The organism is Flavobacterium sp., assembly GCF_046073885.1.
GTDB lineage: Bacteria > Bacteroidota > Bacteroidia > Flavobacteriales > Flavobacteriaceae > Flavobacterium.
Genome location: NZ_JBJTND010000005.1, coordinates 1 through 21,984 on the forward strand (window position 1 = coordinate 1; position 21,984 = coordinate 21,984).

At 34.6% G+C, this 21,984-nt stretch carries 23 protein-coding genes; 19 read left to right on the forward strand and 4 right to left on the reverse strand.

Annotation, left to right across the window (positions count from 1 at the left end; translation table 11 throughout):
* The 16 genes from aspS to ACKOWY_RS00340 all read left to right on the forward strand — a co-directional run.
* On the forward strand, positions 1–1,423 hold a 1,423-nt coding region (aspS, locus tag ACKOWY_RS00265), incomplete at its 5' end, for an aspartate--tRNA ligase (RefSeq protein ID WP_408939440.1).
* Positions 1,424–1,642: 219 nt separating this feature from the next.
* Positions 1,643–1,843, forward strand: a complete 201-nt coding sequence (locus ACKOWY_RS00270) for a cold shock domain-containing protein (protein ID WP_326369134.1) — start codon at positions 1,643–1,645, stop codon at positions 1,841–1,843.
* 204 nt (positions 1,844–2,047) lie between these two features.
* Complete coding sequence (locus ACKOWY_RS00275) at positions 2,048–2,413, forward strand: NADH-quinone oxidoreductase subunit A (protein WP_408939441.1); 366 nt, start codon at positions 2,048–2,050, stop codon at positions 2,411–2,413.
* 28 nt (positions 2,414–2,441) lie between these two features.
* Positions 2,442–2,987: an NADH-quinone oxidoreductase subunit B gene (locus ACKOWY_RS00280; RefSeq protein ID WP_396145167.1), complete on the forward strand. Its 546-nt coding sequence runs from the start codon at positions 2,442–2,444 to the stop codon at positions 2,985–2,987.
* Position 2,988: 1 nt separating this feature from the next.
* Positions 2,989–3,510, forward strand: coding sequence for an NADH-quinone oxidoreductase subunit C (locus ACKOWY_RS00285; protein WP_408939442.1), 522 nt, complete (start codon positions 2,989–2,991; stop codon positions 3,508–3,510).
* A gap of 27 nt (positions 3,511–3,537) precedes the next feature.
* A complete protein-coding gene (locus ACKOWY_RS00290) occupies positions 3,538–4,773 on the forward strand; it encodes an NADH-quinone oxidoreductase subunit D (RefSeq protein ID WP_408939443.1) in 1,236 nt (411 codons plus the stop codon).
* A gap of 5 nt (positions 4,774–4,778) precedes the next feature.
* Entirely contained in the window at positions 4,779–5,309 is a 531-nt protein-coding gene (locus ACKOWY_RS00295; protein WP_408939444.1) for a complex I 24 kDa subunit family protein, read from the forward strand.
* A 4-nt stretch (positions 5,310–5,313) separates the two neighbouring features.
* Positions 5,314–6,681, forward strand: coding sequence for an NADH-quinone oxidoreductase subunit NuoF (gene nuoF / locus ACKOWY_RS00300; RefSeq protein ID WP_408939445.1), 1,368 nt, complete (start codon positions 5,314–5,316; stop codon positions 6,679–6,681).
* An 82-nt stretch (positions 6,682–6,763) separates the two neighbouring features.
* The gene (locus tag ACKOWY_RS00305) at positions 6,764–7,819 is read left to right on the forward strand and encodes a 2Fe-2S iron-sulfur cluster-binding protein (protein ID WP_408939446.1); all 1,056 of its coding nucleotides are present in this window, start codon (positions 6,764–6,766) and stop codon (positions 7,817–7,819) included.
* A complete protein-coding gene (gene nuoH / locus ACKOWY_RS00310; RefSeq protein WP_408939447.1) occupies positions 7,812–8,870 on the forward strand; it encodes an NADH-quinone oxidoreductase subunit NuoH in 1,059 nt (352 codons plus the stop codon). Before ACKOWY_RS00305 ends, nuoH begins: the two co-directional genes overlap by 8 nt.
* A gap of 16 nt (positions 8,871–8,886) precedes the next feature.
* Positions 8,887–9,429 carry a NuoI/complex I 23 kDa subunit family protein gene (locus ACKOWY_RS00315; RefSeq protein ID WP_408939448.1) on the forward strand — a complete coding sequence of 181 codons (543 nt, stop codon included), beginning with the start codon at positions 8,887–8,889 and terminating at the stop codon, positions 9,427–9,429.
* A gap of 1 nt (position 9,430) precedes the next feature.
* A complete protein-coding gene (locus ACKOWY_RS00320) occupies positions 9,431–9,952 on the forward strand; it encodes an NADH-quinone oxidoreductase subunit J (protein ID WP_408939449.1) in 522 nt (173 codons plus the stop codon).
* Between the two features lies 1 nt (position 9,953).
* On the forward strand, positions 9,954–10,274 hold the full coding sequence (gene nuoK / locus ACKOWY_RS00325) for an NADH-quinone oxidoreductase subunit NuoK (RefSeq protein WP_408939450.1): 321 nt from the start codon (positions 9,954–9,956) through the stop codon (positions 10,272–10,274).
* A 6-nt stretch (positions 10,275–10,280) separates the two neighbouring features.
* The gene (gene nuoL / locus ACKOWY_RS00330; RefSeq protein ID WP_408939451.1) at positions 10,281–12,164 is read left to right on the forward strand and encodes an NADH-quinone oxidoreductase subunit L; all 1,884 of its coding nucleotides are present in this window, start codon (positions 10,281–10,283) and stop codon (positions 12,162–12,164) included.
* A 10-nt stretch (positions 12,165–12,174) separates the two neighbouring features.
* Complete coding sequence (locus ACKOWY_RS00335) at positions 12,175–13,617, forward strand: NuoM family protein (protein WP_408939452.1); 1,443 nt, start codon at positions 12,175–12,177, stop codon at positions 13,615–13,617.
* Positions 13,618–13,622: 5 nt separating this feature from the next.
* Entirely contained in the window at positions 13,623–15,023 is a 1,401-nt protein-coding gene (locus tag ACKOWY_RS00340; protein WP_408939453.1) for an NADH-quinone oxidoreductase subunit N, read from the forward strand.
* 98 nt (positions 15,024–15,121) lie between these two features.
* On the opposite strand, the gene ACKOWY_RS00345 is transcribed toward ACKOWY_RS00340, so the two are convergent.
* Genes ACKOWY_RS00345 through ruvC form a run of 3 tightly spaced genes read right to left on the reverse strand, consistent with a single transcriptional unit; the run spans position 15,122 to position 17,585 of the window.
* Complete coding sequence (locus ACKOWY_RS00345; RefSeq protein ID WP_408939454.1) at positions 15,122–15,883, reverse strand: cyclase family protein; 762 nt, start codon at positions 15,881–15,883, stop codon at positions 15,122–15,124.
* 10 nt (positions 15,884–15,893) lie between these two features.
* A complete protein-coding gene (hemW, locus tag ACKOWY_RS00350; protein WP_408939455.1) occupies positions 15,894–17,027 on the reverse strand; it encodes a radical SAM family heme chaperone HemW in 1,134 nt (377 codons plus the stop codon).
* A gap of 3 nt (positions 17,028–17,030) precedes the next feature.
* Complete coding sequence (gene ruvC, locus ACKOWY_RS00355; RefSeq protein ID WP_408939456.1) at positions 17,031–17,585, reverse strand: crossover junction endodeoxyribonuclease RuvC; 555 nt, start codon at positions 17,583–17,585, stop codon at positions 17,031–17,033.
* Between the two features lie 55 nt (positions 17,586–17,640).
* Between ruvC and ACKOWY_RS00360 the strand changes: the two genes are divergently transcribed.
* The 3 genes from ACKOWY_RS00360 to ACKOWY_RS00370 all read left to right on the forward strand — a co-directional run bounded on the left by ACKOWY_RS00360 (position 17,641) and on the right by ACKOWY_RS00370 (position 21,429).
* Positions 17,641–18,570 (forward strand): hypothetical protein, encoded by a 930-nt coding sequence (locus tag ACKOWY_RS00360; RefSeq protein WP_408939457.1) that lies wholly within the window; start codon positions 17,641–17,643, stop codon positions 18,568–18,570.
* Between the two features lie 51 nt (positions 18,571–18,621).
* Positions 18,622–19,698 (forward strand): glycosyltransferase family 2 protein, encoded by a 1,077-nt coding sequence (locus ACKOWY_RS00365; RefSeq protein WP_408939458.1) that lies wholly within the window; start codon positions 18,622–18,624, stop codon positions 19,696–19,698.
* A 69-nt stretch (positions 19,699–19,767) separates the two neighbouring features.
* The gene (locus ACKOWY_RS00370; RefSeq protein ID WP_408939459.1) at positions 19,768–21,429 is read left to right on the forward strand and encodes a phospholipase D-like domain-containing protein; all 1,662 of its coding nucleotides are present in this window, start codon (positions 19,768–19,770) and stop codon (positions 21,427–21,429) included.
* Here ACKOWY_RS00370 and ACKOWY_RS00375 read toward each other — a convergent pair whose 3' ends face one another.
* The gene (locus ACKOWY_RS00375; RefSeq protein ID WP_408939460.1) at positions 21,430–21,918 is read right to left on the reverse strand and encodes a hypothetical protein; all 489 of its coding nucleotides are present in this window, start codon (positions 21,916–21,918) and stop codon (positions 21,430–21,432) included.
* Positions 21,919–21,984: the final 66 nt, after the last annotated feature.

A 21,984-nucleotide genomic window follows, 5' to 3' on the forward strand; every position in this document is an offset into this window, starting at 1 on the left:
TTTCACTATTGAAGACGAAACTGATGGCGGTGAAGACATCCGCATGAAATACCGTTACCTTGACATTCGCAGAAATCCGGTAAAAAACGCTTTGCTTTTTCGTCATAAAGTGGCTCAAGCCGTTAGAAATTATTTATCTGCTTTAGACTTTTGTGAAGTAGAAACACCTTATTTAATTAAATCTACTCCAGAAGGAGCTCGCGATTTTGTGGTGCCAAGCCGTATGAATGAAGGACAATTTTATGCGCTTCCGCAATCACCTCAAACCTTCAAACAGTTATTAATGGTGGGCGGAATGGATAAATATTTTCAAATTGTAAAATGTTTCAGAGATGAAGATTTGCGTGCCGATAGACAACCCGAGTTTACTCAAATCGATTGTGAAATGGCATTTGTGGAACAAGAAGATATCTTAAATGTTTTTGAAGGATTAACACGCCATTTATTAAAAGAAATCCACGGATTGGAAGTAGAAAAATTCCCAAGAATGACCTACGATCATGCCATGAAAACCTACGGAAATGACAAGCCAGACATCCGTTTCGGAATGGAGTTTGGCGAATTAAATGCCGTAGCACAACATAAAGATTTCCCTGTATTTAACTCGGCCGAATTGGTAGTTGGAATTGCAGCTCCGGGGTGCGCCACATTCACAAGAAAAGAAATTGATGCCTTAATTGACTGGGTAAGACGTCCACAAATTGGTGCAACAGGAATGGTTTATGTAAAATGTGAAGAAGACGGAACCTATAAATCATCGGTAGATAAATTTTACGATCAAGCCGATTTAGCGCAATGGGCAAAAATTACCGGCGCAAAAGCAGGTGATATGATTTTTGTTCTTTCGGGTCCTAGCGATAAAACAAGAAGTCAACTTTCAGCCTTGAGAATGGAATTAGCAACACGATTGGGATTAAGAAATCCTGCAGAATTTGCTCCATTATGGGTAGTTGATTTTCCATTATTAGAATTAGACGAAGAATCAGGAAGATGGCACGCCATGCACCACCCATTTACTTCTCCTAAACCAGAAGATATGGAATTGCTTGCAACCAACCCAGGTAAAGTTCGTGCCAATGCCTACGACATGGTGTTAAATGGAAATGAAATTGGAGGAGGTTCAATTCGTATTCACGATAAAGCAACTCAACAATTGATGTTTAAATATTTAGGTTTCACCGAAGAAGAAGCCCGCAACCAATTCGGATTCTTAATGGATGCCTTCCAATTTGGCGCGCCACCTCACGGAGGTTTGGCATTTGGATTGGATCGATTAGTCGCTATTTTAGGTGGACAAGAAACCATTCGTGATTTTATTGCCTTCCCAAAAAACAATTCGGGTAGAGATGTAATGATTGATGCTCCATCCGTAATTGATGAATTGCAATTGAATGAATTACATATCAAATTGGATATGAAGTAATTAATATCAAATTCGCAACTAATTAGAAAGCAGTTATTTAATAAATAAAAAATAACTGCTTTTTTATTTAATTTATTGAAAAATATTCAAACATTTACCTGAAAATCATTTATTTATAAATGAACTTTGTTAAAAATAATTTCATTTTTTATTTATTTTTTGTTTGCTATGTCATAAATAAGTATATCTTTGAACATTATTAATTTTTTACATTACAAAATGCGCACAGGAACAGTTAAATTTTTCAATGAATCAAAAGGTTACGGATTCATTACAGATGATGAAAATGGAAAAGACATTTTCGTTCATGCTACAGGTATTAAAGCGGAGTCACTAAACGAAGGTGACAAAGTTTCTTACGAAGAAGAAGAAGGAAGAAAAGGTAAAGTGGCTGCTCAAGTAGTAGTTATCGAAGACTAATATATATTATTTTTTGGTTACCTCAATGGTCAAAACGCCCCGAAAAATCGGGGCGTTTTTTTATGCCTAATTATTTTATTTAGAATTGATTTAAATAAGTGTTTTTAAGCAATAAATAAGAAACGTTTAACCTTAGCTTTTTGCGAATTAAATAATGCAGTGTATATTTGTGCAAATTTTGAATAAGACTATAAAATTTACACTATGCAATCTACACAACACGACTATATTCCAATTCTAATGCAAGCACTTCTTGCCATAGGATTTGTTGTTGCAACTATCATTGGATCAAGCTTTTTGGGTCCAAAAAGACATTCAAAAAATAAAGATAAGAACTTTGAGTGCGGAATTGAATCGGTAGGAAATGCACGTATTCCTTTTTCTGTAAAATACTTTTTAGTTGCCATCCTTTTTGTACTATTTGATGTGGAGGTAATATTTTTATACCCATGGGCTGTTAATTTTAAAGAATTAGGCATCGATGGGATGATAAAAATGATTGTTTTTATGTTATTGCTTTTAGTTGGCTTCTTCTATATCATCAAGAAGAAAGCTCTTGAGTGGGAATAATTAATCTTGAATTTAATTACGAATTTAAATGAGTGATTCTAAAATAAATATGGTTGCTCCTCCAGAAGGAGTTACAGGAGAAGGATTTTTTGCAACCAAGCTTAATGACGTAGTTGGTTTAGCAAGAGCTAATTCTTTATGGCCACTTCCATTTGCAACTTCTTGTTGCGGAATTGAGTTCATGGCAACAATGGCATCGCATTATGACTTAGCACGTTTTGGAATGGAGCGTGTGAGTTTTTCTCCTCGTCAAGCGGATATGTTATTAGTAATGGGAACTATTTCTAAAAAAATGGCCCCAATTTTAAGACAAGTATACGAGCAAATGAGTGAGCCAAGATGGGTAATCGCCGTTGGAGCTTGCGCAACCTCGGGTGGTGTCTTTGACACTTATTCTGTGTTGCAAGGGATAGACAAAGTAATCCCTGTGGATGTATACGTTCCAGGATGCCCACCTCGACCAGAACAAATTGTAGACGGCGTAATGCAATTACAAGAATTGGTAAAGAACGAATCGGTAAGACGAAGAAATTCTCCAGAATATAAAGAATTATTAGCTTCTTATAACCTATAATATGGCTTTAGAAACGACTACAATACAAGAAAAATTGACTTCAAAGTTTGGCGATAAAGTGTTAAACTTTCACATGAGTCGCGACATTTTTTCTTTCGAAGCTACCCCGGATGCAATTCACGAAGTAATTCGAACCCTTAAAGTTGAAGAAGATTTAAACTTCCATTTCCTAACTGATTTATGTGGCGTTCACTATCCAGAAAATGAAGTAAGCCATCAATTTGCTGTAGTATATCACATGCACAATTGGGTAGAAAATGTTCGTTTAAGAATCACAACTTATTTATCAGGAGAAAATCCAGAATTAAATACAATTACCGATTTATTTTTAACTGCCAATTGGATGGAAAGAGAAACTTTCGATTTTTATGGCATTAATTTTATCGGTCATCCGCAATTGAAACGAATTTTGAATATGCCTGAGATGGTTTCGCATCCGTTGCGTAAAGAATTCCCAATGGAAGATGGAGGAAGAACAGACAAAGACGATCGTTTCTTTGGAAGAACACCAAATAATGGATAATTATTAATTATCAATTTATAATTTAAGATGTCAGACTTATTATTATTACCAGAGCATCGTTATGCCAAAATCATTGAACAGACGCGCAACGAAGACGGAAGCGAACTTTCAATATTAAATCTTGGGCCAACGCACCCTGCTACACACGGTATTTTTCAAAATATCTTGTTGATGGATGGAGAACGAATTCTTGATGCAGAACCAACTATTGGTTACATTCATCGTGCCTTCGAAAAAATTGCAGAAAACCGTCCTTTTTATCAAGTAAATGTCTTGACAGACCGTATGAACTACTGTTCATCGCCTATCAATAACATGGCATGGTGGATGACTGTAGAAAAATTATTAGAAATTGAAGTTCCAAAACGTGCTCAATACTTAAGAGTAATCGTAATGGAGTTAGCGAGAATAGCTGATCACCTTATTTGTAATTCGATTCTTGGAGTGGATACTGGAGCCTATACCGGGTTCTTATATGTATTTCAATTTAGAGAAAAAATATACGAAATCTACGAAGAAATTTGTGGTGCTCGATTGACTACAAATATGGGTAGAATTGGTGGATTTGAAAGAGAATGGTCTGAAGAGGCATTCAAAAAATTAGACACCTTTTTACAAGATTTCCCAGTTGCTTGGAAAGAATTTGAAAACCTTTTCGAAAGAAACAGAATCTTTATTGATCGTACGGTTAATGTAGGTCCGATTTCTGCCGAACTTGCAATGCAATACGGATTAACAGGTCCGAATTTAAGAGCAGCAGGAATTGATTATGATGTAAGAAAAGCACAGCCTTATTCGTCTTATGAAGATTTTGATTTTGAAATTCCAGTAGGAAAATCAGGAGATACTTACGATCGTTTTTGCGTTCGTAATGCCGAAGTTTGGGAAAGTATAAGCATCATCCGTCAAGCCTTAGCAAAATTACCAGAAGGTCCAATACATGCTGATGTGCCTGATTATTACCTTCCTCCAAAAGAAGATGTATACCACAATATGGAAAGCTTAATATATCACTTCAAAATTGTGATGGGTGAAGTTCCTGTTCCAGTTGCCGAAATTTACCATGCTGTAGAAGGTGGAAATGGAGAATTAGGATTTTATTTGGTAACCGACGGAAGTAGAACGCCCTACCGTTTACACTTTAGAAGACCTTGCTTTATCTATTACCAAGCCTATACCGAAATGATTAAAGGCGGCATGTTATCGGATGCTATTGTAATATTATCCAGTTTAAATGTAATTGCAGGAGAATTAGACGCATAATAATTATGGAAAGATCACATATCAAACAAGAAATAAACATGACTGAATCTTTGATGTCTCGCATCAATGAATTAATTAGTCATTATCCAGAAGGCAAAAAGAAATCGGCTTTACTTCCCGTATTGCATGAAGTTCAAGATGCTCATGACAATTGGTTAAGCACCGATTTACAAATTAAAGTAGCTGAAATTCTCGAAATACAACCAATTGAAGTTTTTGAAGTGGTGACTTTTTACTCCATGTTCAACCAAAGACCAATTGGAAAATACATGTTTGAATTTTGCCAAACTTCTCCTTGTTGTCAAAACGGAGTTGAAGATTTAATGGATTACACCTGTTCTAAATTGGGAGTTAAAGTGGGTGAACCAACTGCAGACGGACAATTTGAAGTACGTGGAGTAGAATGTTTGGGTGCTTGTGGTTATGCACCAATGATGCAATTGGGAGATTTTTACCAAGAGCATTTAACCAAAGAAAAAATTGATCAGTTAATTTCTGACTGTAAAGACGGAAAAATCACTTTACACGATAAATAGTATCATGGGAAGAAAAATATTATTAGACAAAATCAATGTTCCGGGAATTAAAACTTATGAAGTATACCGTAAAGAAGGCGGTTATGCATCGGTAGAAAAAGCCTTGAAAAAAATGACCCCGGATGAAGTTGTAGAAGAAGTAAAAACTTCGGGACTTCGTGGTCGTGGTGGTGCAGGATTTCCGGCTGGAATGAAATGGAGTTTCATCGATAAAAAATCGGGCAACCCAAGACATTTAGTTTGTAATGCTGACGAATCAGAACCAGGTACTTTTAAAGACCGTTTCTTAATGGAATACATTCCGCACTTATTAATAGAAGGAATGATTACTTCAAGTTACGCTTTGGGTGCCAACCTATCCTACATCTACATTCGTGGAGAATACATGTGGGTTTATAAAATATTAGAAAAAGCCATTGCCGAAGCAAAAGCTGCTGGGTGGTTGGGTAAAAATATATTAGGATCTGGATACGATTTAGAACTTTATGTTCAAATTGGTGGTGGAGCCTACATTTGCGGTGAAGAAACTGCACTTATTGAAAGTTTAGAGGGTAATCGTGGAAATCCTAGATTAAAACCACCATTTCCAGCTGTAAAAGGACTTTGGCAAAATCCAACCGTAGTAAATAATGTAGAAACTATTTCGGCTGTGCCATGGATTATCAATAATTCAGGTGCTGATTATGCAGGAATAGGAATCGGTCGATCTACAGGAACCAAATTAATTTCGGCTTCAGGTAATATTAAAAATCAAGGTGTTTACGAAATTGAATTGGGGTTATCTGTTTATGAATTCATGAATTCAGATGAATATTGTGGCGGAATGCAAACCGACAGACCTCTTAAAGCCTTAGTTCCTGGAGGTAGTTCGGTGCCAATTTTACCAGCTGATTTAATTTATAAAACAGCTGCTGGAGAAGACCGATTGATGACCTACGAAAGTTTATCTGACGGAGGATTTGCAACCGGATCGATGCTAGGTTCTGGAGGATTTATCGTGTATGATGATAGAGCTTGTATCGTTCGTAATACTTGGAATTTTTCTCGTTTTTACCACCATGAATCTTGCGGACAATGTACACCATGTCGTGAAGGAACAGGATGGTTAGAGAAAGTATTGTGGAGAATTGAAAACGGCCAAGGTCGTGAAGAGGATATCGAATTGTTATGGAGCATCCAATCTAAAATTGAAGGAAACACCATCTGCCCACTAGGAGATGCTGCTTCTTGGCCAGTTGCTGCTGCAATTCGTCATTTTAGAGACGAGTTTGAATACCACATTCGTTTCCCAGAAAAAATAAAAAATAGAGATCACTTTGTAGCAGAGCCTTTTGAAAAAGTAAAGCACTTAGTAGCAAAACAAATAATATAATTTAAAAGTCAGAAGTTGGAAGTTGGAAGTATGAAGTGGAAACGCTTAACTCAAAACTTTTAATCTTTTAAACAAATAGATAATGAAAGTAACCATAGACGGTCAAGAAATTGAAGTTGAAGCAGGAACAACCATCCTGCAAGCGGCTCGTATGATTGGTGGAGAATCCGTTCCGCCAGCCATGTGTTATTATTCTAAACTAAAAGGTACTGGTGGGAAATGCCGTTGCTGCTTAGTTGATGTAACCAAAGGTAGCGAAGCAGATCCACGACCAATGCCAAAATTGGTAGCATCTTGTATTACAGGATGTCAAGACGGAATGGAAGTTGCCAGCAAATCTTCAGAAAGAGTAACGGAAGCGCGTAAAGCTGTAACCGAATTCCTTTTAATCAACCACCCATTAGATTGCCCAGTATGCGACCAAGCGGGAGAGTGTGATTTGCAAAACTTAAGTTTCGAACACGGTAAATCAGAAACGCGTTTCATTGAAGAAAAAAGAACTTTCGAGCCCGAAGATATCGGTCCCTATATTCAATTACACATGAACCGTTGCATCGTTTGTCAACGTTGTGTGGAAGTTGCCGATCAATTAACCGATGGTAGAGTTCACGGTGTTTTAAATCGTGGTGATCACTCTCAAATTTCGACTTGTATCTCAACGGCAATTGACAATGAATTCTCTGGAAACATGATTGATGTTTGCCCGGTTGGAGCATTAACCGATAAAACCTTCCGTTTCAAATCGAGAGTTTGGTTTAACAAACCATTCAATGCACACAGAGAATGTACCACTCCAGGATGTTGCGGAAAAACAACCGTTTGGATGTTTGGAAACGAAATTCAAAGAGTTACTGCAAGAAAAGACGAGTACCATGAGGTAGAAGATTTCATTTGCAATACGTGTCGTTTTGATAAAAAAGAAGTTTCGGATTGGGTTATTGAAGGTCCGAGAAAATTCGAAAAAGATTCGGTTATCAACCAAAATAAAAAATACAATACCACTGAAAAAGTAGTTATTGAAACTGAAAAAGGTATTCTTCTAGGTAGAGATCAAGACCGTAAAAAAATAAGTATGGCCGAGATTGGATACAATGAAAAAATAGATGGTAACCCAATAAATTCAAAGCAAAATGGATAGTAGTACCACCTTCATTATAGAAAAAAGTGTGATTATAGTTGTGGTTTTTGCTGTAACTATGATCATGGCGATGTATTCTACTTGGGCAGAACGAAAAGTTGCGGCTTTTCTTCAAGATCGAGTTGGTCCTAACCGTGCCGGATGGGGAGGATTATTACAACCCCTTGCAGACGGAATGAAACTTTTTGCAAAAGAAGAATTTGAACCAGACACCAAAAATAGATTTTTGTTTTTTGTAGGACCTGCCATTGCAATGAGTGCGGCCTTAATGACTAGTGCTGTAATTCCGTGGGGTGATAAATTACATATTTTTGGAAGAGATGTAGTGCTTCAAGCTACGGATACCGATAGTGCTTTACTTTATATTTTTGCAATTGTTTCTATTGGAGTATACGGAATCATGATTGGTGGATGGGCATCTAATAATAAGTTCTCGTTAATGGGAGCCGTTCGTGCTGCATCTCAAATGGTTTCCTACGAAGTTGCCATGGGATTATCAATGATTGCTTTATTAATGTCAACCGGAACATTAAGCTTGAAAGAAATATCGGTTCAACAATCTGGTTTGCATTGGAATGTTTTTTACCAACCGCTATCGTTTCTTATCTTTTTAATTTGTGCTTTCGCAGAAACCAATAGAACCCCTTTCGATTTAGCAGAATGTGAATCGGAATTAATTGGAGGTTACCACACCGAGTATTCTTCCATGAAAATGGGATTCTATTTATTTGCTGAATATGCAAATATGTTTATTTCTTCTACTATTATATCCGTATTATTCTTTGGTGGTTATAACTATCCTGGAATGAGTTGGGCAGTAGAACATTGGGGAGTAAACCTTGCAAATATTATTGGTATGGGAGCCTTGTTTGCAAAACTTTGCTTTTTCATTTTCTTCTTTATGTGGATTCGTTGGACGATACCAAGATTTAGATACGATCAATTAATGAATTTGGGTTGGAAAATATTAATTCCACTTTCAATTGTAAATATTATCATCACGGGAATTATCAATTTAAGAGGTGAAATTTTAACTTATTTTGGGTATTAATTAGGAAATAACAATTATGTCATCAATACAAAATATTTCATTATCAGGTAGTAAAAAGCAAGTTTCCAACAAGGAAATGACCTTTTTAGAAAGATTATACCTGATTGCCATAGTAAAAGGTTTGTGGATAACCATCAAACACTTTTTTAGCAAAAAAGCAACCATTCACTATCCAGAACAAGTTAGAGAATTTAGCCCTGTTTATCGCGGAAGACACATGTTAAAACGTGATGAACAAGGTAGAGAAAATTGTACAGCTTGTGGTTTATGTGCACTTTCTTGCCCAGCAGAAGCTATTACTATGAAAGCAGCGGAGCGTAAGCCAGAAGAAAAACATTTGTACCGCGAAGAAAAATATGCTGAAATCTATGAAATCAATATGTTGCGTTGCATTTTCTGCGGATTGTGTGAAGAAGCTTGTCCTAAAGACGCGATTTACCTAACTATTTCAAAAGAATTAGTGCCAGCACAGTACGATAGAGAAGATTTTATTTTTGGAAAAGACAAATTGGTTATGCCTCTAGAAATGGCTATAGCAAATACTAAAAACCTAAATTAATATGGCACCAGTACTAATTATATTTTATATCCTAGCGGCTTTTACACTGGCAACAGCCTTTTTAACTATTTACAGTAGAAACCCAATTCATAGTGCTATTTACTTGGTATTATGTTTCTTCTCAATTGCTGGACATTACCTATTGTTTAATGCGCAATTTTTAGCAATTGTACATATCATCGTTTATTCGGGAGCCATAATGGTACTCTTCTTATTTACCATCATGTTGATGAACCTTAACAAAGAAGACGAAGTCCACAAACCGAGAATTACCAGACTTGGTGCTATTACTGTTTTTGTATTATTAAGTACCGCTTTAGTGCTAATCTTTATGTACTCTAAACCATTCGTGGGTGAGTATTATACAAGCCACGAAGATTTCCAATCAATAAAAAAATTAGGAACCGTTTTATTAGACGACAAAGACGGATTTATGGTTCCGTTTGAATTTGCTTCAGTATTGTTATTAGTAGCCATGATTGGAGCAGTATTATTGTCTAAAAAAGAAAAAACATCTAAATAATATGGAAAATATTTTAAATCAAATAGGTATAGAAAATTACATTTTCCTTTCCGTTTTACTTTTTTGTATCGGAATTTTTGGAGTGTTGTATAGAAGAAATGCCATCATCGTGTTCATGTCAATCGAAATTATGCTGAATGCAGTCAATTTATTATTCATTGCATTTTCAACTTATTGGCAAGATGCGAAAGGAGAAGTATTTGTATTCTTCTCGATGACAGTAGCCGCTGCCGAAGTTGCCGTAGGATTGGCATTACTTGTTTCGGTTTTCCGAAATATAGGATCGGTAGATATTTCAAATTTAAAGAACTTAAAAGGATAATCCCTAATGGACAATAACTTAGTTTTACTCTTATTATTAACCCCATTTGTTGGGTTCTTATTTAATATTTTCTTCGGAAAAAAAGCAGGAAAAGGAATTGCTGGCGCCATCGGAACTGGAGCAGTTGTAGTATCTTTTGCTATGAGCGTGTATTTCTTCATGCAATTAAACGCTACCGGAAAACCAGTTTCTGTTACCTTATTGGATTGGATCCAAATAGGAAAACTTAAAGTAGATTTAGGAATTTTATTAGACCAATTGTCGTTATTATGGTTGCTATTTGTAACCGGAATTGGTTCTTTAATTCACTTATATTCGATCAGCTACATGCACGATGACGAAAATATGCACAAGTTTTTTGCGTATTTAAATCTATTCGTATTCTTCATGATTACTTTAGTAGTTGGAAGCAACTTACTAGTTATGTTTATCGGTTGGGAAGGCGTTGGACTTTGCTCCTACTTACTTATCGGATTTTGGCATAAAAACCAAGACTACAATGATGCTGCTAAAAAAGCATTCATCATGAACCGTGTTGGTGATTTAGGTTTCTTGATTGGAATTTTCATTTTAGCAGGAATGAGTAATACATTGGATTATTCTGGGATGAAAAGTATGATTGAAATAAACAATGCTACACATACTTCTATATGGTATTCGGTTGCTGCTTTATGTTTATTCATCGGAGCAACCGGTAAATCAGCGCAATTACCACTTTACACTTGGTTACCTGATGCGATGGCGGGACCAACACCTGTTTCTGCATTAATTCACGCGGCAACGATGGTAACAGCTGGTATCTTTATGATTACTAGAATGAACTTCTTATTTGATTTAACACCAGAAGTTCAAAACATCATCGCTATTGTTGGAGCAATAACTGCATTATTAGCAGCTTCAATTGGATTGCTTCAAAATGACATAAAAAAAGTATTAGCATATTCAACAGTTTCACAATTAGGATTAATGTTCTTAGCCTTAGGATTGGGCGCTTATAACGTGGCTGTTTTCCATGTAATCACACATGCATTCTTTAAGGCATGTTTGTTCTTAGGATCTGGATCAGTAATTCACGCCTTACATGGCGAACAAGATATGCGTAAAATGGGTGGTTTGCGTAAAGCAATGCCAATAACTTTTGCAACCATGTTAATTTCAACATTAGCCATTGCAGGTATTTTCCCATTCGCAGGATTCTGGTCTAAAGATGAAATCTTAATGGTTGCTTTTGAGCACAATAAAGCGTTATGGATTATCGGATCTATTGCATCCATCATGACGGCTTTCTATATGTTTAGATTGATGTATTTAACTTTCTTCAGAGACTTTAGAGGAACCGAAGAACAAAAACACCATTTACACGAAAGTCCGAGTTTAATTACCTTACCGTTAATCATTTTAGCTGCTTTAGCAACTGTTGGCGGATTAATTAATTTACCAGGAAGCAATTGGTTAAACCATTTCCTAGAGCCAATTTTAGCAGGAAAACACGAAGAACATGCTCTTGGAAGTCAAGAATATATGTTAATGGGAATTGCATTAACAGGTGCGATTATTGGGATTTTTTGGGCGTATGCCAAATATATCAAACAAGGTTTTGTTCCAAAACAAGATTCAGAAATTGTTGGTGTTTCTAAAACCATTTACAACAAATATTATGTTGATGAATTGTACACCTTTTTAATTGTAAAACCATTAAACTCACTTTCTAATTTCTTCAGAACTACTCTAGAGCCAGCTCTTGGTGGAATCGTTTATGGATTTGGAAGTGTTGCAAATGGATTAAGCAATCAAGGTAAAAAAGTACAATCTGGAAGTATTGGATTGTATCTTTTTGCTTTTGTAATTGGAGTTTTGGCAATAGTTAGTTATTTATTTTTAGCACAATAATTTAAAGAAAATGAACGTATCCCTAATATTATTTATCCTTTTAATTGGTGCCTTAGTAACCTTCCTTTCTGGAAATAAATTGGCTTCCAAAGTGGCCCTGTTCTTTAGTTTGGCGGCTTTAGGTTGCACCACTGTTTTAGTAAATCACTTTCTAGGTGGAGTAAACATCAGCCTTAATAATCCTTGGATTTTACAACCTAATGTTTCTTTTGCATTAAAAGCAGATGGATTGGCCCTTGCTATGGTTTTATTAACGGTGTCTTTGATTCCGATAATCATCTTATCTTCCTTTGCAAATAAATACAATAACTCCAAAAACTTCTATGCTTTAGTATTGTTCATGGCTTTTGCAATGACCGGAACTTTCCTTGCTGAAGATGGTTTGTTATACTATATTTTCTGGGAGTTGTCTTTAATTCCAATCTACTTTATTGCATTAGTTTGGGGTAACGGAGATTTAGAAGAACGCAAAAAAGCAGTAGTAAAATTCTTTATTTACACGCTGGCAGGTTCGTTATTTATGCTAGTTGCTTTTGCTTATTTATATGACAAAGCAGGTAGTTTCATGCTGTCTGATTTAACTAAATTAAACTTATCTGTAACTGAACAATTCTGGATATTCTTCGCTTTCTTTTTAGCTTATGCGATTAAAATTCCGATTATTCCATTCCATACATGGCAAGCAAAAGTGTACCAAAAAGCACCAACTGTTGGAACCATGCTTTTATCAGGTATCATGCTTAAAATGGGATTGTACAGCGTGATCCGTTGGCAGATTCCTATTGCTCCATTAGCAGCTAAAACCTACATGCCAACCTTAATTGGGTTGAGTATTGCGGGAGTAATTTATGGTTCGATTGTGGCTTTACGCCAAAAAGATGTGAAAAAATTATTAGCCTATTCATCATTAGCTCACGTAGGGTTAATTGCTGCAGGTTGTTATACATTAACAGCAGATGGTATCAGCGGAGCAGTATCACAAATGATTGCACACGGTTTTGTAGTTGTTGGATTATTCTTTGCTGCTGAAGTAATTTACAGAAGATTAAATTCGAATAAAATTGAAGAACTTGGCGGAATTCGTTCACAAGCACCAAAGTTTACATCGCTGTTTATGATCTTAGTCTTGGCGTCTGTTGCTTTACCAGGAACATTCAACTTCATTGGAGAATTTACCGTTTTGTATAGTTTATTTCAAGTAAATATTTGGTTTGCCGTTCTTGGTGGAACAACCATTATTTTGGGAGCTTACTATATGTTGAAAATGTTCCAAAATGTAATGCTTGGTGAAACCAATACTAAAGCATTTGCAGAAGTATCTATAAATGAAACAATTGTTTTTGGGATACTAATTGCCTTTTTATTATTCTACGGAATCCATCCAAAACCAATTGTTGATTTGGTAAACCCAAGTGTACAAGAAATTCTAACTCAAATTAATAGATTTAACTAATACAAATGAATACACTAATAGCAATATCAGGTTTAGGCGTTTTTTGTCTTATAGCTGAAATCTTTAATTTAAGAAAAGCAATTGTTCCGGTAGTAATTTTAGGATTACTAGCTCTTTTAGGAACTACTTTACACCTTTGGACTTTAGGTTTTTCTGCAAATGAAAAATACAGTAATATGATTGCAGCCGATTCAACTTCTTCTGCATTTACTTCGCTGTTTATTCTACTTACAATTTTTATTGTTGCTATGGGAAGTGAGGTATACAAAGAGCATGAAACTAAAATTTCCGATTATATTTCGATCAAAGTTTTTCTTTTGGCTGGAGCTATTGCCATGGTTTCTTTTACCAATCTTGCCATGTTCTTTATAGGAATTGAAACCCTTTCAATCGCATTATACATTTTAGCCGGTAGCAGCCGATTGGATATAAAAAGCAATGAAGCAGGAATGAAGTATTTCCTAATGGGATCTTTTGCTTCTGGAATTATTTTATTCGGAATTTGCCTTATTTATGGTGCTATGGGAAGCTTTGATATTGCAGAAATTTCGAATGCATCTTTATCTGCCGAATTACCTTCTTGGTTTCCAATTGGGGTAATTTTAGTAGTAGTGGGAATGTTATTTAAAATTGCAGCGGTTCCGTTTCATTTTTGGGCTCCCGATGTTTACGAAGGTGCTCCTTCACTTGTAACAGGTACCATGAGTACTTTAGTAAAAGTGGTTGCTATTGCTACCTTATACAAATTAGTAACGGCATTAAACCTGAATTCATCGTTTGATAATCAAGATATCTTAACCTCATTTCAACTCATAATTATTGTGGTTTCTATTGCCTCAATGACTGTTGGAAATATTATGGCTTTACGCCAAAATAATGTAAAAAGAATGTTGGCATTTTCCGGTATTTCTCACGCCGGATTCATGTTAATGGCTTTACTAACCGTAGCTAATTCTTCTTCTACTTTATTGTATTATACTAGCGCTTATGCACTAGCCGGAATTGCAGCTTTTGCTGTGATTATTACTGTAACTAGAAACAAAGACAACGAAGATGTTGTTAATTTTAACGGCTTAGGAAAAACCAATCCATTAATGGCAGCGGTCTTAACTGCAGCTTTACTTTCTATGGCGGGAATTCCTATTTTTTCTGGTTTCTTTGCGAAATTTATGCTGTTTACACAAACCATTAAAGCAGGTTACCTAGTGGTAGTTATTGCCGGGGTAATCAACTCAATTGTGAGTGTTGGCTATTATTTCAAATTAATATTGGCTATGTACACCAGAGAGCCAAATGAAGAAAAACAAGAAACTCCGTTCGTGTATTATGCAGTGTGTGTAGTTTCTATTTTACTAAATGTAATCATCGGATTGTATCCTTCATTAGTGACCAATTTATTGAAATAAGAAATCCTTTTTCAAATCATATCAAAACCATCAAAAGCAATTTTGGTGGTTTTTTTTAATATAAATTAATCCGAAAGGAATCCCTATTTGACTATATTTTATAGAGAAAATAAAATGGGTTTTGACGGGGAAGCATCATTTTCAAAAGATGCAATTTGTAAATTCAGAAAATAACTTCCATCTCTAACAGAATCATCAATATAAATCAACTCGGTAATGGTACAATTTAATCTTGCATCTGCATTTAAATTAGTTGTATTTTTCACATTCCAAAATGCCTTATGTGCAAGTAATTTTCCTTCATCTTCCTCTCGGTCAACACTTGGCAAATCAATTAGAAGGTGTTCAATTCCAATTTCTCTAATAAAAATTGCCGCTTCCTCAGCGAGATAAGGCGGATTTGTTTTTGAATAATTTTGATGTTTTTTGGATTCTAAGTTAGGTAGTGTTCGAATAACAATTGCTTCAGGAGATTTACCATTTAAAGCATTTTCAATTTGAGATTTGGAGATTATACTGTCTTCCCCAACGCGTTCTGGAGTAACCGAAATCAATTCGGAAGTGAAAAAAAACTGCTTTAAACATTGATTAATCGAGTAAAATTCTCTTGTAATGTGCCCTAAACATTCGGTGTGAGTGCCATGACCATGTGGATTAAAGAAAATGTTATTGAAATTTGTAGAACTTCCCTCAGAAACTTTCCCTATCCAATCTCCAAATTTTACCGGTTCTATTTCGGGCTTTTCAATATACCAAGCAATAGGATTTGTATCGGTATTGGTTAAAGGAATCGAAATGTCTATAGGTTTTGACAAATCAATTTCAAAAGTCTGGTTTTTATGGATAATCGTTGTTTTCAAAAGAATGATTTTATTCCAAATTTAGTAAAAATAAATCGGATGCAATTCCATCGCTCAAGAACTTCCCTTTTTGAGTAGTTCTTAAAATTTCATCATCCATAAATAATAAATGATCCTCAATATATCGCGCTGCTTGCTTGTTTAAATAGTGTAAATAGATTGGGCCAAATTCCTTTTCAATTCGTTTTAAAGAAACGCCCCACATGGTTCGCAATCCAGTCATAATGTATTCATTATAACGGTCTGTTTTAGATAAGATTTCGGTTTCTAAGGGCAAAATGCCTTCCGAAATAGATTTTATATAAACCGAATTATTAGAAACATTCCAGCCTCTTTTTTGTCCGTCATAACTATGAGCAGACGGACCAATACCAATGTATTTTTTACCCAACCAATAACTCGAATTGTTTTTTGAAAAATAATTTTCTTTTCCAAAATTGGACAATTCGTAGTGAATAAAATTATTTTCGTTGAGTTTTTCTACCAATATTTGAAAATGCTCTTGGGCTACTTCTTCGTCTGGTTGTGGAATTATTTCTTTTTGAATGAACGAATACAAAGCCGTTTTTGGCTCCACCGTTAAGGCATAACTAGAAATATGCGGAACATTAAAAGACAAAGCCATTTCTATATTTTGCATCCATATTTCATTACTCATTCCGGGGATACCGTATATCAAATCAATGGAGATATTGTCAAAATATTGGGTCGCTTCTTCTAAACATTTTTTGGCTTCCGCCGAATTATGAGCCCGATTCATCATCTTCAAATCATCTTCAAAAAAAGATTGAATCCCAATAGAAAGTCGATTGATTTTGAGATTGGAAAGTGCAACTATTCGTTCTTTTGATAAATCATCCGGATTGGCTTCAAGGGTTATTTCTGGATTCTTAACAACATTATAATTAGAGTAAATTTCGGCTATCAAAAATCTTAAATCTTCAATCGCTAATAAAGAGGGTGTTCCTCCACCAAAGTAAATGGTTTCTACAACCGCATCTTCAAACTCGTTTTTTCGCATTTGAATTTCTTTGGCTAAAGCCAAAATCATTTCGTTTTTTTTCTTCATTGAAGTAGAAAAATGAAAGTCGCAATAATGACAGGCTTGCTTGCAAAAAGGAATGTGAATGTAGATGCCGCTCATTGATTATTTCTTTACGCGATCTTCATTTTGTTTTACAAAAGCATCCCAACCAGAATAACTTTTTGCACCAACAACTTTCCCTGAGTTGAAAAAATGACAAACCGCAGCAGCTAAACCATCAGTGGAATCTAAATTTTTAGGAAGTGTTTTTAGTCCCAATAACTGTTGTAGCATTTTAGCAACTTGCTCTTTTGTGGCGTTTCCGTTTCCGGTTATAGCCATCTTAATTTTTTTCGGCTCGTATTCAGTAATCGGAATATCTCTAGACAATCCTGCTGCCATTGCAACACCTTGAGCTCGTCCTAATTTCAACATCGATTGCACATTCTTACCAAAAAAAGGTGCTTCAATAGCTATTTCATCGGGGTGATGGGTATCAATCAATTCAATGGTTCGCTCAAAGATGACTTTTAGCTTTTGATAATGGTTGTCGTATTTACTCAAAATCAATTCATTCAACTGAATGAATTCCATTTTTTTATTTACAACCCTAATCAAGCCAAAACCCATAATCGTGGTTCCAGGGTCAATACCTAGTATGATGCGCTCGTTTGCCAATTATTTAGTTTCAAGATTAAAAAATCTAAGCAAAGTTTTGTGTTTCTTTGCAACAATGATTTCAATTTCTCACAAAGCTAAACAATTCGGCGTTTTTATAATCAAACTTTTGATTGTAATTGCAGCTTTTTATTTCATCTACCATGAATTAGCAAATAATAGCCAGCTCGATTGGAATAAATTTTTGGTTTTGTATCGAAAAAATCAGTCGGTAGCTGGAATTAGTTTTTTATTGTTCCTAAGTTTTTGTAATCGCTATTTTGAAATTTTAAAATGGCAAAATTTAGCACAAGAAGTTAAAGTAATTTCAAAACTTGAAGCAACCAAGCAAGTACTTGCCGCCCTAACACTTGGGGTATTTACTCCGGTTGGTGTAGGTGAATATGTTGGAAAGGCTTTGTATTTTGATAAAAAAGACACCAAAAAAATTGTTTTTTTAAACCTTCTTTGCAACGGAATTCAAGTGTTCGTTACAGGAGTATTTGGTTTAATAGGAATGCTCGTTTTAGGCTATTATTATTGGAGTGCCTTGTTAATATTAAGTTGCTTTTTAGTGCTTTTAATTTCATTTTTTACCAAAAGAATTTTGATTCAAGGACACTCTATTGAGAATTTCATTTCTAGAATCAATGCCATTCCAAAAAAAATACATCACAATAACATCCTACTTGGTTTGGCTAGGTATTTGGTTTTTTCACACCAATATTATTTTTTGTTTGTAGCTTTTGATGTTAATTTGCCATACGTAAATTTAATGGCGAGTATAACTACGGTTTACTTATTGGCCTCCATTATTCCAAGTTTTCAGTTTTTAGACTTTGCTTTAAAAGGAAGTTTGGCAGTTTATTTCTTCGGAGAATTGGGAGTTAATCAATGGATAACGGTATTTGTAACTACATTAATGTGGTTTTTAAACATTGTATTACCTGTTATTATTGGAAGTTACTATGTTTTAATATTTAAATTAAAGAGCGTTAAATTATAGGTTATGGTATTTGTGTTATTTTTTATTTTGTTGCTATATAGTGTGTTTATTGTGCAATTATTATTTGGGTTTAACAAACTAAACTATTTTGAAAAAACTGAAAAACCACCTCAAAATTCGTTTTCAATTATTGTCCCATTTAGGAATGAAGAAAAAAACCTGCCTAAGCTTTTAAAATCAATTGCCAACCTTAATTATCCAGTTGAAAAATTTGAAATTATATTGGTGGATGACTTTTCTAGTGATGCTTCCGAAAGAGTTTGCATCAACTGGCGTTTGGCTAATGGCTTAATCGAATCGACACTTTTAGAAAACTTACGGCTATCCAATTCTCCAAAAAAAGATGCTATTTCACGAGCCATACCCATTGTAAAGCACCCTTGGATAATCACTACGGATGCCGATTGTGTGGTCCCAAAAAACTGGCTTACAACTTTAGATAATTTTATACAAGAGAAACAACCCGAAATGGTAGTGGGTGCTGTAGTTTATAAAACTAAAAACAATTGGATGCATCATTTTCAACAACTCGATTTAATGAGCCTCCAAGGAACTACAATAGGTAGTTTTGGACTTGATAAACCGTTTATGTGCAATGGCGCTAATTTTGCCTATACGAAGCAATTATTCCTAGAAATTGGTGGCTTCGGAGGAATTAACAGCATGGCAAGTGGTGATGATGTTCTTTTGTTACAAAAAGCAATTGCTCACAATTCTGATAAAGTGGGTTATTTAAAAAATAAAAACTTCATTGTAAAAACCAAACCCATTAATGACTTGTTTGAACTCTTTATGCAGCGCGTTCGGTGGGCAAGTAAAACTTCAAGTTATAAAAATAATTACGCCAAAATACTTGCAGTAATTGTATTGGGAATGAATTTATCTTTATTGCTTTCTCTCGGACTTTGTTATTATGGTAAAATAAACTTTTGGTATTTAGTCTTTGCTTTTGGAATTAAATACTGCATTGATTATTTATTACTTTATAAAACAAATTCTTATTTGAGAAAAAAGAAACTATTTCCCCCTCTTGCAAGTAGTCTTTTATATCCTTTGTTTTCATCTTTAGTTGCCATTTACTCAATTTTTGGAAGTTATAGATGGAAAGGCAGAAGCTTTTATAGTTAAAAACTAAGATCAGAATAATACTATTATTTATAAGAAAATACTTATAAATTCTTATTTTTGACAAAAAAAATGATTAGATATTCCCCCTTATCTATCTTAATCTTTTTTCTGTTTACATTATTTTCGGGAGTTGCTCAAGAAAGTATAGCTGAAAAAGATTTTATGGTGCGTTATTTTTCAGATCGATTAGAACTTGCTTTTGATAAAGCAAAATTACCAAGTACTTTAAAAGTTATTGATGTTTTTTCAAATAATGAAATAGCTATTGAGAAAACTACCAATCCAAATTATTTTATAATAAATTCCATAAAACCTTCTCAGTTTTTCAAAATTGAATACACCTTGAAGGATGCTAAAACAAGCACTTTAAGTACCGTGATTGCATCAAAATCAGCATCGAGCGGAACAATAAATGTTTATTTCAATCATCCAGTTGACACTAGTTTTAGTCAAACGCAAGTCGCAGTGAATTTGGCTGATACTTTAGATAATATGCTGATAAGCTATATTGATAATTGTGTTGCAACATTGGATATTGCCATTTACAATTCTTATTCTCCCTCTGCAGCAGCAGGTATTGCCGGAGCTATTAATGCAGCCTATGCAAGAGGTGTTCAAGTACGAATTATTTATGATGGAAGCACAAGTAGCGTAATGATACCATTGTTAAATAGTGCGATTCCTACCCTTGCAAGCCCTACAACTTCGAGCTATTCCATAATGCATAATAAGTTTGTCATTATCGATGCCAATTGTAATAATCCATTTTTATCTTATGTATGGACCGGCTCTACCAATTGGACAGTAGCTCAAATTGATGGTCCAGACAAAAATAATGCAATTGTAATTCAAGATCAAACTCTAGCGGCAGCCTATACACTAGAATTCGAAGAAATGTGGGGAAGTTCTACAGCTCAACCGAATACTACAAATTCAAAATTCGGTCAGTACAAAACAGACAATACTCCGCATAATTTTATTATTGGTGGGAGAACCGTTGAAAGTTATTTTAGCCCATCTGATGGAACTACATCTAAAATAATTTCTTCAATAAATTCGGCCAACTCCGATATTGAAATTGCAGTAATGAATTTCACAAGAACCGATATAAGTTCAGCAATTTTCAATAAATATGCTGCAGGTGTTACGAATATTAATGTTTTGGTAGATAGTAGTAATCCAACAAGTAATCAAATATCCAATTTACAGGCAGGCTTATTACCTAATCATGCAGTTGTTGATGCAGCTACAGGAATTATGCACCACAAGTTTATGGTTGTAGATAATTTTGATAACAATTCAGATCCGCAAGTTCTTACCGGTTCTCATAATTGGAGTACTTCTGCCGAAACTAAAAATGATGAAAATACACTGATCGTTCATGATGCCAATATTGCCAATCAGTATTATCAAGCTTTTGCAAATGTATATCAAGCTGCTGGAGGCATAATAATCAATCCATTAGCCAATTCAGAAAACCAACTTGAAGATTTCAAAAATCTAAAAATAATACCAAATCCAAATAATGGTGTTTTCCAATTGTTCTCAAGTGTACCAATAGACTCTTTAGATATTAAAATTTACGATGTATTAGGAAAACTTGTGCAAGAAAAGCACTTTACTGAATTCGTCAATAGTTTGATTGATATGACTTCAGAAATGGCTGGTTTTTATGTAATGGAAGTAAATCATGACGGTAATTCTTTTCACTATAAAATAGTAAAAAATTAATTATTTTTTGCCGTTTTCCGTTTTAATAATAACAGGTAAAATAAATTGAGTTTTTACCGGAATTCCTCTTTTTATTGCTGGATTGACTTTAGGGAAATCAACTAATTTTATTTTTAAAATGCTATCTATTTTAATGGTGTCATATGCAATCGTATCGCGAGGAAATTGGGGTTCAAATTGCAATGAAGCGTCCGAGTTAATAGTAACTTTTACTTCAATAGTATCTAATTTTGGAAATAAAATTTTTAAAGTGTCAATGCTTAATTTCTGCTGAATTGTGCTTTGCATAAATTCAAAAAAACATTGTTTGCGTTGTATGGGATTCGTTAATTTCTCACAATCGGCTATAGTTGGATATTGATCTACTTCTTTCCAATTGATTTCTTTCATTCGTTGATTCAATAAATCTTTTTCATTAGGCACTTGCTTCTCAAAATATTGACAAGATTGAAAAAGGACCACTAAAAAAAATAAACTTATCTGTTTCAATTGTTTGCTAATTATACAACTCCCCAAAAATAGTAAAAAATAAAATAGTTTCCTAAAAGCAAAAAA

Coding starts and splice junctions, on each gene's coding strand:
- ACKOWY_RS00285 (WP_408939442.1), top strand. CDS start 2,989: ATGGCTTTAGAAACGACTACAATACAAGAAAAATTGACTTCAAAGTTT.
- ACKOWY_RS00290 (WP_408939443.1), top strand. CDS start 3,538: ATGTCAGACTTATTATTATTACCAGAGCATCGTTATGCCAAAATCATT.
- ACKOWY_RS00275 (WP_408939441.1), top strand. CDS start 2,048: ATGCAATCTACACAACACGACTATATTCCAATTCTAATGCAAGCACTT.
- ACKOWY_RS00360 (WP_408939457.1), top strand. CDS start 17,641: ATGATTTCAATTTCTCACAAAGCTAAACAATTCGGCGTTTTTATAATC.
- ACKOWY_RS00280 (WP_396145167.1), top strand. CDS start 2,442: ATGAGTGATTCTAAAATAAATATGGTTGCTCCTCCAGAAGGAGTTACA.
- ACKOWY_RS00270 (WP_326369134.1), top strand. CDS start 1,643: ATGCGCACAGGAACAGTTAAATTTTTCAATGAATCAAAAGGTTACGGA.
- ACKOWY_RS00335 (WP_408939452.1), top strand. CDS start 12,175: ATGAACGTATCCCTAATATTATTTATCCTTTTAATTGGTGCCTTAGTA.
- ACKOWY_RS00305 (WP_408939446.1), top strand. CDS start 6,764: ATGAAAGTAACCATAGACGGTCAAGAAATTGAAGTTGAAGCAGGAACA.
- ACKOWY_RS00295 (WP_408939444.1), top strand. CDS start 4,779: ATGGAAAGATCACATATCAAACAAGAAATAAACATGACTGAATCTTTG.
- nuoH (WP_408939447.1), top strand. CDS start 7,812: ATGGATAGTAGTACCACCTTCATTATAGAAAAAAGTGTGATTATAGTT.
- nuoK (WP_408939450.1), top strand. CDS start 9,954: ATGGAAAATATTTTAAATCAAATAGGTATAGAAAATTACATTTTCCTT.
- ACKOWY_RS00370 (WP_408939459.1), top strand. CDS start 19,768: ATGATTAGATATTCCCCCTTATCTATCTTAATCTTTTTTCTGTTTACA.
- nuoL (WP_408939451.1), top strand. CDS start 10,281: ATGGACAATAACTTAGTTTTACTCTTATTATTAACCCCATTTGTTGGG.
- ACKOWY_RS00315 (WP_408939448.1), top strand. CDS start 8,887: ATGTCATCAATACAAAATATTTCATTATCAGGTAGTAAAAAGCAAGTT.
- ACKOWY_RS00340 (WP_408939453.1), top strand. CDS start 13,623: ATGAATACACTAATAGCAATATCAGGTTTAGGCGTTTTTTGTCTTATA.
- nuoF (WP_408939445.1), top strand. CDS start 5,314: ATGGGAAGAAAAATATTATTAGACAAAATCAATGTTCCGGGAATTAAA.
- ACKOWY_RS00320 (WP_408939449.1), top strand. CDS start 9,431: ATGGCACCAGTACTAATTATATTTTATATCCTAGCGGCTTTTACACTG.
- hemW (WP_408939455.1), bottom strand. CDS start 17,027: ATGAGCGGCATCTACATTCACATTCCTTTTTGCAAGCAAGCCTGTCAT.